The sequence below is a fragment of the Stenotrophomonas sp. P5_A9 genome (genome assembly GCF_056400525.1).
Map to the genome: position 1 here is coordinate 25,659 of NZ_JBFULC010000045.1, position 10,034 is coordinate 35,692.

The 10,034-nt window shown below is 67.2% G+C and carries 8 protein-coding genes; 4 read left to right on the top strand and 4 right to left on the bottom strand.

Annotated elements, in window-relative coordinates:
• Window positions 1–5 precede the first annotated feature (5 nt).
• The 4 genes from AC1DR7_RS14465 (at window position 6) to mtnC (ending at window position 3,983) form a co-directional block, all read left to right on the top strand.
• Window positions 6–1,430 (top strand): amino acid permease, encoded by a 1,425-nt coding sequence (locus AC1DR7_RS14465; RefSeq protein WP_478076529.1) that lies wholly within the window; start codon window positions 6–8, stop codon window positions 1,428–1,430.
• A 347-nt stretch (window positions 1,431–1,777) separates the two neighbouring features.
• The gene (locus tag AC1DR7_RS14470; RefSeq protein ID WP_457322371.1) at window positions 1,778–2,419 is read left to right on the top strand and encodes a methylthioribulose 1-phosphate dehydratase; all 642 of its coding nucleotides are present in this window, start codon (window positions 1,778–1,780) and stop codon (window positions 2,417–2,419) included.
• A 298-nt stretch (window positions 2,420–2,717) separates the two neighbouring features.
• Window positions 2,718–3,281 carry a 1,2-dihydroxy-3-keto-5-methylthiopentene dioxygenase gene (locus AC1DR7_RS14475; protein ID WP_457321361.1) on the top strand — a complete coding sequence of 188 codons (564 nt, stop codon included), beginning with the start codon at window positions 2,718–2,720 and terminating at the stop codon, window positions 3,279–3,281.
• Between the two features lie 3 nt (window positions 3,282–3,284).
• Window positions 3,285–3,983, top strand: a complete 699-nt coding sequence (mtnC, locus tag AC1DR7_RS14480; RefSeq protein ID WP_457321363.1) for an acireductone synthase — start codon at window positions 3,285–3,287, stop codon at window positions 3,981–3,983.
• Window positions 3,984–4,095: 112 nt separating this feature from the next.
• Here the strand turns inward: mtnC and AC1DR7_RS14485 are convergent, their stop codons facing one another.
• The 4 genes from AC1DR7_RS14485 to AC1DR7_RS14500 all read right to left on the bottom strand — a co-directional run.
• Entirely contained in the window at window positions 4,096–6,738 is a 2,643-nt protein-coding gene (locus AC1DR7_RS14485; RefSeq protein WP_478052879.1) for a beta-mannosidase, read from the bottom strand.
• A gap of 124 nt (window positions 6,739–6,862) precedes the next feature.
• Window positions 6,863–8,071 (bottom strand): AGE family epimerase/isomerase, encoded by a 1,209-nt coding sequence (locus AC1DR7_RS14490; protein ID WP_457321329.1) that lies wholly within the window; start codon window positions 8,069–8,071, stop codon window positions 6,863–6,865.
• Window positions 8,068–9,063, bottom strand: a complete 996-nt coding sequence (locus AC1DR7_RS14495; RefSeq protein WP_478051446.1) for a carbohydrate kinase family protein — start codon at window positions 9,061–9,063, stop codon at window positions 8,068–8,070. Before AC1DR7_RS14495 ends, AC1DR7_RS14490 begins: the two co-directional genes overlap by 4 nt.
• A gap of 7 nt (window positions 9,064–9,070) precedes the next feature.
• Window positions 9,071–10,034 (bottom strand): sugar MFS transporter (locus tag AC1DR7_RS14500; protein WP_478076530.1); only part of this gene is annotated, 964 nt, incomplete at its 5' end.

Sequence of the window (10,034 nt, forward strand, 5' to 3'; positions counted from 1 at the left end):
AAACCATGTTCAAGCAACTGTGGGCCACCAAGCACCCCCACGCCGCCCATGAAGACGCCAACGGCCTGAGCCTGGTCCGCACCCTCGGCCCGTGGGGGCTGACCGCGCTTGGCATCGGCGCGGTCATCGGCGGCGGCATCTTCGTGATCACCGGTCAGGCGGCGGCCAACCACGCCGGCCCGGCGATCATGCTGTCCTTCGTGCTGGCTGCGATCTGCTGCGCGTTCTGCGCGATGGCCTACGCCGAGTTCGCGGCGATGGTGCCAGTGTCGGGCAGTGCCTACACCTATACCTATGCCACGTTCGGCGAGCTCTCGGCCTGGTTCATCGGGTGGATGCTGGTGCTGGAATATGGCGTCTCCGCATCGGCGGTGGCGGTCAGCTGGACCGGGTACTTCCTGAGCCTGCTGAGTCATTTCGACATCCACCTGCCGGCGGCGCTGGTCAGTGCCCCGCTGGATGCGCAGCTGCGCCCGACCGGTGCGATCGCCAATATTCCGGCCGCCATCCTGGTGCTGCTGCTGACCTGGCTGTGCTACGTGGGCATCAGCAAGTCCTCGGCGATGAACATGGCCATGGTCGTGCTGAAGACCGGGCTGATCGTGCTGGTGATCATCGCCGGCTGGAAGTACGTCGACCCGGCCAACTGGACCCCGTTCATCCCCGCCAACGAGGGACCGGGCAAGTACGGCTTTGRAGGCGTACTGCGCGGCGCGGCGATGGTGTTCTTCGCCTACATCGGCTTCGAGGCCGTCTCGGTGGCCGCGCAGGAATCGCACCGGCCGCAGCGCGACATGCCGATCGGCATGCTGCTCTCGCTGGTGATCTGCACGGTGCTGTACATCGCCATGGCTGCGGTCATGACCGGGCTGGTGCCCTACGCCCTGCTGGGCACCGATGAGCCGGTGGTCACCGCCGTGGCCGCGCACCCGCAGCTGGGCTGGCTGCGCATCGTGGTCGAGATCGGCGCATTGATCGGCCTGTCTTCGGTGGTGCTGGTGATGATCATCGGGCAGCCGCGCATCTTCATGATCATGGGACGCGACGGGCTGCTGCCGCCGGTGTTCACCAAGATCCATCCCAAGTACCGCACCCCGCACATCAACACGGTGATCACCGGTATCGGCATCGCCCTGCTGGCAGCGCTGTTCCCGCTGGACATCCTCGGCGAGCTGACCTCGATGGGCACCCTGATCGCCTTCGCGGCGGTGTGCGCCGGCGTGCTGATCCTGCGCCGCACCCAGCCGGACCTGCCGCGTCCGTTCCGGATGCCGATGGCGTGGCTGATCTGCAGCCTGGGCGTACTGAGCTGCGTGGCGCTGCTGACCGCGATGACAGCGCACAACTGGATGCTGATGGGCGTCTGGACCGCAGTGGGCTTTGCAATCTATTTCGGCTACGGCTACCGCCACAGCCGCCTGCGCGGGTAATACCGGCCGCTGGCGGCCCTGGCCGATCCCGAACGAGCCCCGGTAGTGCCGGCCGCTGGCCGGCTCCAGGCAATCCCGAACGCGCCCCGGTAACGCCGACCGCTGGCCGGCTCCAGGCAATCCCGAACGCGCCCCGGTAACGCCGGCCGCTGGCCGGCTCCAGGCAATCCCGAACGCAGCCCGGGTAGTGCCGGCCGCTGGCCGGCTCCAGGCAATCCCGAACGCGCCCCGGTAGCGCCGGCCGCTGGCCGGCTCCTCACGAACATCCTGGGTCCACGTGTCCCCGGCCAACGGCCGGCACGACCATCCGCGCGCGGGAATCATCGAAGCGCCGTAAAATACCCGCCATGACCACCCCCACGTTCCCCTACGACACCGCCCGCCTCAGCGAGCTGGCCCAATTGCTGATCGACAACGTCCGCGAGCTGGCCCAGGCCGGCTGGACCCCGGCCACCAGCAGCAACTTCTCGCACCGCCTGGATGACCGCCATGCGGCGATCACCGTGTCCGGCAAGGACAAGGGGCGGCTGGTGGAGGACGACATCATGGTGGTGGATTTCGATGGCAAGGCCATCGGCCGTCCGCTGCGCCCGTCGGCCGAAACGCTGCTGCATACCCAGCTGTACCGCCGCTTCCCCGAGATCGGCTGCGTGCTGCACACCCATTCGCCGGTGCAGACGATCGCCTCGCGCCTCTATGCGCCGCAGGGTCACATCCGGCTGGAGGGCTACGAGCTGATCAAGGCCTTCCACGGCAACAGTACCCACGAGATGGCCATCGACGTGCCGGTGTTCGCCAATACCCAGGACATGGACGTGCTCTCGGCTCAGGTCGATGCCCTGCTCGACACCCAACCGCTCTGGGGCTATCTGATCGACGGCCATGGCCTGTACGCGTGGGGCCGCACCATGGCCGAAGCGCGCCGCCACATGGAAGCCTTCGAATTCCTGCTGCATTGCGAGCTGGAGCTGCGCAAACTGCGCGGCTGAACAGTACCGCCCGCGCCCCGGTAGTGCCGGCCGCTGGCCGGCTCCACGCCATCTCCGGTAATACCGGCCGCTGGCCGGCTACACGCCATCTCCGGTAGTGCCGGCCGCTGGCCGGCTCTTCCAGATCTTCCAACGTTCATGAAGCGCCGGCCAGCGGCCGGCACCACCGTGTGGGCTGTGGACCCTCCAGATTCCTGAAGGGAATCTGTATTCCGTCGTTCACCATCAGCCCACGTCCCCGCATCCGGCGCTGCGCTGGTACCCTTTCCTTCCCCCCTTTCGCCTCGCTGCCGCCGCCATGAGCCGACTCCGTATATTTGACGACACCGCCCCGGATACCGCACGGTTCGACAGCCGCGATGGCGACGCGATCGCAGCCGAACTGAAGAAGATCGGCGTCACCTTCGAGCGCTGGCAGGCGGCCCATGAGGTCGCCCCAGGCGCGAGCCAGGACGAGGTGTTCGCTGCCTACCGTACCGACATCGACCGCCTGGTCGCCCAGCACGGCTTCAAGAGCGTGGACGTGGCCTCGATCGCCCCGGACAACCCCAACCGCGCCGAACTGCGAAAGAAGTTCCTCGACGAACACTTCCACAAGGAAGACGAGGTGCGCTTCTTCGTCGCCGGCTCCGGGCTGTTCACCCTGCACGTGGACGGCAAGGTCTACGAGATCGAGTGCGTCAAGAACGACCTGATCGCCGTGCCCGACGGCATCACCCATTGGTTCGACATGGGCGAAGAACCCAATTTCGTGGCGATCCGCTTCTTCACCGAGGCCGATGGCTGGATCGGTCATTTCACCGGCAGCGACATCGCCCAGCAGTTCCCGCGTTACCACCCCGCACAGCACCAGGCCGACTGATCCATGCCGCATCCCACTGTCATCCTCACCGATATCGAAGGCACCACCAGCAGCATTTCGTTCGTCAAGAACGTGCTGTTTCCGTATGCACGCAAGGCACTGCCGGCGTTCGTCGCCGCGCATGGCCAGCAGCCGGAGGTACGCCGCTGGCTGGACGCGGTGGCCGTGGAGATCGGCGGTGCCTGCCAGGACAGCCTGATCGTGGAAACCCTGCAGGGCTGGATCGACCAGGACCGCAAGCACACGGCCCTGAAGGCGCTGCAGGGCATGATCTGGGAAAGCGGCTACCGCAACGGCGACTACAAGGCGCACTTCTATCCGGAAGTGGCGGCGGTGCTGAAGGGCTGGCATGCGCAAGGCAAGCCGCTGTACGTGTACTCGTCCGGCTCGGTGCCGTCGCAGAAGCTGTTCTTCGGTTTCAGCGACGCCGGCGACCTGACCGGTCTGGTCTCGGGATGGTTCGACACCGAAGTCGGCGGCAAGCGTGAGGCCGACAGCTACCGCCATATCGTCAAGGCGATCGGCGTACCGGCCGGGCAGATCGTGTTCCTGTCCGACGTGGTCGAAGAGCTGGATGCCGCCCGCGAAGCCGGCCTGCAGACCCGCCTGCTCGACCGCCTGGACGACTACCCGCTGCCGCGCAGCGGTGAAGCCACGCATGGCCATGACCGCGTCGAGAATTTCCAGCAGATCACGCTGTAGCGCCACGCTGCCCGCCCTGAAGCCAGGCACGACCGGATGGGTAGAGCCACGCCATGCGTGGCTGCACGTCGCGCACTCCCCGGCACCGCGCCCAACCACGCGTGGCGTGGCTCTACCGCAGGACGTCGGCCAGTGAGGTGAGGCGGAGCGTGCTGCGCAGCGTGTCCAGGTCCGCATCGCTGCGCAGGCGGAGGGTCTTCGCCTCCCCCGGCACCAGGTCCAGCGCGTTATCGTCCAGCGTGGCATCCCGGTCGTCGAAGTCGATCCACAACGCGCGCACCAGCGTTGGCGAACGCAACGTGAGCACATAGCCTTCGCCATCGGCACGCAGGTCGCTGTCGATCTTCGTCCGTGTCAGCGCAAGGTCCTTGGCCGCGGCGAAGTACACCACCTGCTGCGACAGCACCTGCGTTCCATCCAGCAGTTCGACCACCGCCACGGTCCGCGTCGGATCCGCCCCGTGCAGCAGCGATGCATCCTCGTACCGGCCCACCTCCAACGCCGACAGCGGCGGCAACGCCACGGTGTGCCGCTGCTGGTGGCGCAGCGTCCCATCCAGATCAATCACGCGCAGCCGCCATGTCGCCTGGAATCCCTGCTGGCGATCATTGAGCAGGCTTACCCGGGTCACCCCGTCATCACGCAACGCCGCCACCGCCCGGTCGGCAAAGAAGCGTTTCGCGTGGAAATGCAGCGCCTTCCAGCGGCCTGCGTAGTCGATGCTGGACCACGACGCCCCCGGCCACACATCGTTGAGCTGCCAGTACAGCGAGCCCATCGTGTACGGCCGTGACGCGCGGTGGTGCAGCGCGGCCAGCTGGATGCCGTCGGCCTGCATCACCTGGCTGAGGTACACGAACGCCGGGAAATCGCGCGGCGCGCCGTACTCGTCTTCGATGTACTTCAACAGGCGCTGGTTGCCCTCGCCCGCCATGAATTTCTGGTGGGCGCGCACCGTGGCGCTGTCCACCTGCTGCTCGGCGACCGGAATGATGCCGTCCAGCGTGCGCAGCGACGGCCAGGCCTGCAGCCCGTATTCGGACATGAAGCGCGGCGTCTCGCGCAGGTAGGCGGTCACCGGCAGCGCCGGGTTGCCCCACACCTGCCAGTAGTGTTTGTCGCCACGGGTGGAATCGTTGGCCTTGTCGTCCAGGTCGTTGCTGGGCGAGCTGGACCAGTACGGCACGCCCAGGCCCTCTTCGGCCACCACCTGGCGCAGGTCGTTGCCGAACAGGTCCACGTAGCCCTGCCAGACCTTCGCCGCGAATGCCGGATCGGCAGCGGTGAGGTCGCGACCATGGCCCCAGTCTTTCCACGCGGTTTCTTCCTCGTTGTTGCCACACCACAGGACCACGCTGGGATGGTGGCGCAGCCGGCGCACGTTGTCGCGCGCTTCGGCGACCACATTGGCGCGGAACGCCGGATCGTAGCCGGGCTGCATGCCGCCGCCGAACATGAAGTCCTGCCAGACCAGCAGGCCCAGCTCGTCGGCGATGTCGAAGAATGCGTCGTCCTCGTAGTAGCCGCCGCCCCAGTTGCGCAGCATGTTCATGTTGGCATCGCGTGCGGCGGTCAGTTCGCGGCGGATCCGCGCCGCATCGATCCGCGCCGGGAACATGTCGAACGGAATGACGTTGGCGCCCTTGGCGAAGATCGGCACGCCGTTGATCACGAAGGCGAAGCCCTGCCCGCCCTGGCGGTCGGCCTCGCGACGCAGCTCCACGGTGCGCAGGCCGATGCGCTGCTCGATACGGCGTGGCGTAGCACTCTCGGGTGCCAGCGTGGCACGCACGGTATAGCGCGCCTGTTCGCCCTGCCCCGCCGGCCACCAGCGGCGCGGCTGTTTGAGCGAGACCGGCACGGTAATGGCGTTGTCGCCGGCACGCAGCGAGGCGACACGATCGATGCGGGCCACCGACACACCGTCCGGATCCAGCATCTCCACGCGCACTGCAGCAGTGCCACGCGCGGCGCTTTCCACCTGCACGGTGATCGCCAGATCGGCATGCGCGGCGTCCAGCGCCCGAGTGTGCACGGCCACGTCGGTCAAGCGCTGTGCATCCCAGCTGTCGAGCAGCACCGGGCGCCAGATCCCCGCCGTCACATAACGCGGGCCCCAATCCCAACCGAAGTGGTAACCGGGCTTGCGCACGAAATTGCCGACCATCGCGTCCTTGGGCTCATCGCCATACGGCGAGGGATAGTTGCCGGCGATCTTGTGCGGCATCGCCTGCACGCCCGGCAGCAGGGTCCTGATCGGCGACCGCAACACGATGCGCAGTTCATTGCCGGTGGCACGCAACCGGCCGTCCACCCGCGCGCGCCAGGTGCGGTGGCTGTTGTTGGCCTGCAACAGCGGTTTCCCGTTCAAACTCACCGTGGCGAAGGTGTCCAGGCCTTGAAACGCCAACTCGGCATGCGCGCGTGCAAGCGTGGCCGCGTCTACGTCGAAGCGCGCACGGTATTCCCAGTCGGCCAGCCCGATCCACTGCAGGTCCGCCTCGGGCGCCCCCACGTAGGGATCGGGGATCACCCCCTGCGCCAGCAGGTCGGTATGCACCGCGCCTGGCACCTGCGCGGTGCGCCACTGCTGCAGGCCGGGGTGCGCGGCACCGCGCGCGTCACCGGGCAGCAGGCGGAATGACCAGTCCGCCGCCAAGGGGGCGGCCGCTACGGGAAGTGCCCACGCGGTCAGCAGGACCAGCAACAGCCAGCAGGCCGGTGCAACGACATGGGAACGGCGGTGCGCGCGCATGGTGGGCTGCCTGGTTGTGGGAGCAGCCGACCAACGGTCGGCTCTGCCGGGGTTTGGGGTAGCCGACCAACGGTCGGCTCTACCGGGGCTTGGGGTAGCCGACCAACGGTCGGCTCCGCCGGATTCAACGGACTACGTTGAGCACTTCGTAGCACGCGCCCATGGTGTGGTAATCGGTCTTGCCGGCCGGGCTTTTTTCGTCGCTGTACGTGCGGTTGTCCGCATCCAGGATGCGGTACCAGCCACCGTAACGATGGTCGATCATGTGCTCCCAGGCATAGCCCCAGAGCTTGTCGTACCAATCCCAGTACACGGCATCACCGGTCCGCTTGGCCAGCAGCGCGGCGGTGGCCAGCGACTCGGCCTGTACCCAGAAATACTTGTCGTCATCACAGACGCTGCCATCGGGCGCGAAACCGTAATACAGACCACCGCGCGCGGCATCCCAACTGCGCTCAACGGCCACGTCGAACAGGTGCCGCGCGGTGGGCACCAGCCACTCGGCCTGGACGTGCCGATCCAGGATCAGCAGCAGCTTGGCCCATTCGGTCTGGTGGCCGGGCTGGAAGCCCCACGGGCGGAACAGGTGCTTGGGGTTGTCGCGGTTGTAGTCCCAATCGATCTGCCACTGCGGATCGTAGTGCTCCCACACCAGGCCATCGCCCTGCGCGGCCTGGCGGCGGGTCATGTGGTCGGCCAGCAGCAGCGCGCGATCCAGGTAGCGCTGCTCGGCACTGGCCTCGAAAGCGGCGAGCATCGCCTCGCACATGTGCATGTTGGCGTTCTGGCCACGGTAATCGCTGAAGTTCCACGCGGCGTCGGCTTCGTCCTTGTACAGGCCGAACGCCGACTCCCAGAAACGCGTCTCCAACAGTTGCCAGGTCTCGTCCATCCATGCGCGCGCGTCGCCGATGCCGGCCTTGAGCGCACAGCTGTAGGCCAGCAGCACGAAGGCCACGCCGTAGCAGTGGTTGGTGGCATCTTCGACCACGCCATCGCGCAGGGTCCAGGCGTAGCCGCCGGTGGCCGCGTTGCGGTGGACCTCGCGCAGGTAGCGCACGCCGTGCTCGACCGCCGCCAGGTCCTCGGGCTTGCCAAACTCCCGGTAGGCCATGGCGTGGTTGAACACGAAACGGGTGCTGCTGACCAGGTGCCGATGCGCAGTGTCGTACACGCTGCCATCGTCAAGGTAGTAGTGGAAGAAGCCGCCCTTCGGGTCGATCTCGTGCGGCTGGTAGAAGGCCATGGTCTGCGCGATGTGGGCGCGCAGGAATTCGGGCGAGCGAAAATCGGGGGTCGGCGGAACCGGGGTGCCATTGATGGGCGTGTTCATGCGGCGTCATCCTGTTGTTGCTGCAGCAGTTGCTGGACTTCTTCAAGGCTGGGCATGGCCGCGAACGCACCCTTGCGGGTGACCGCGAGCGCACCGACGGCGGCACCGAAGCGGATCGCACCGGTCAACGCGGCCGGGTCCTGGCAGAAACCGGCGAACCCGGCGCCATCACCACCGCGCTCACCGATGCCGAACAGCAGGCCGCCGACAAACGCATCGCCGGCGGCAGTAGAGTCCACCGTCTGCACGCGGAAGCCGGTGAGTACGCCATCGGCGTGGCGGGTGTGCCAGCGGATCGGCGCGGCACCGTCGGTGATCACCACCGCCTGGGCCTGCGCGGCCAGCAGACGCGCAATCACCGCCGCGTCGCCACCGGCCTGGTCGGCGGCCAGATACTCCAGCTCCTCGCGCGAGAGTTTGACCAGATCGGCCAGCACCAGCGCGTCCCACAGTCGCGGCAGCGGGTTCGCGTCGGCAGGCCACAGCGCAGGACGCAGGTTGAGGTCGAGGCTGACCATCGCACCGGCGGCACGCGCGCGGCGCATGCCATCCAGCGTGGTCGCGGCGATCTCGGCCTCGGTCAGGCTGTTGGAACACACATGGAAGCTGCGCGTGCCGTCAAAACAGCTGGCGTGGAAGTGCTCGCTGCGGAACAGCAGGTCCGCCGCCGGCGGCCGGTAGAAGCTGAAACTGCGCTCGCCGTGGGCGTCCAGCGCCACGAACGCCAGCGCGGTCTTGGCCGCGCCGGTACGCACGATGCAGTCGGTGGCCACACCGGCGTCGGCCAGGCTCTCGGCGAGGAAGTCGCCGAACATGTCGTTGCCGAGCATGCCGGCGAAATGGGTGTCCGCACCCAGCCGCGCCGCGGCCACCGCGACGTTGGCCGGTGCCCCACCGGCGTACTGCAGGAACGCGCGCGGGGTGTCGGCGCTGGCCGGCGGCTGCGCAAGTAGATCGATCAAAATCTCGCCGAAACAGACAATCTTGCTCATTCTGGCCTCAGGCTCCGTGGCGGAATGCGGCGCTCGGGCGCGAACCCGACAGGCCATAGAAAATGATGTAGCCGTAGCACACCAGCGGCAGGATGAAGGACGGCTGCAGACCGATATGGTCGGCCAGCACGCCCTGCAGGTACGGCACCACCGCGCCCCCGACAATGGCCATGATCAGCAGGCTGGAGGCCTTGTTGGTCAGCGGCCCCAGGCGCTCGATGCTCAACGCAAAGATGGTCGGGAACATGATCGAGTTGAACAGGCCCACCGCCACCACCGCATACAGCGCTACGTGGCCGGTGCTGAGCATGGTCAGCGCCAGCAGCAGTACGTTGACCGCGGCGAACACGGTCAGCAGCACGCGCGGCGAGAAGCGGGTCATGATCGCCGAGCCGGCGAAGCGACCGATCATCGCCAGCGTCCAGTACGCGGACACGTAATGGGTGGCCTGCTGCTCGGTGAAGCCGCCGATGGCCGGCATCGACAGGTAGTTCACCAGGAAGCTGCCGATCGACACTTCCGCGCCCACGTAGAAGAAGATCGCCAGCACGCCGAACAGCACGTGCTTGTGGCGCAGCGCGTCCAGCAGCGTGTGCTTGCCGCTGTCAGCCTGCTCGGTGGTCTCGGTCAATGCCGGCAGGCGGAACAGGTAGACGAACACGGCCAGCAGCGCCAGCGCGATCGCCAGGCCCACGTACGGGCCCTGCACCGACTGCGCTTCCTGCACGCGGTAGGCGATCTGTTCGGCCGACGGCAGCGCGGCCAGCTCATCGGCACTCTTGACCGTGTTGCCCAGGATCAGCAGGCCGCCGAAGATCGGTGCGATCGCCGTGCCCAGCGAGTTCAATGCCTGGGCCAGGGTCAGGCGGCTCGACGCGGTCTGTTCCGGACCGAGCAGCGCGACGTACGGATTGGCCGCCACCTGCAGCACGGTGATGCCGGTGGCGAGCACGAACAGCGCGCCGAGGAAG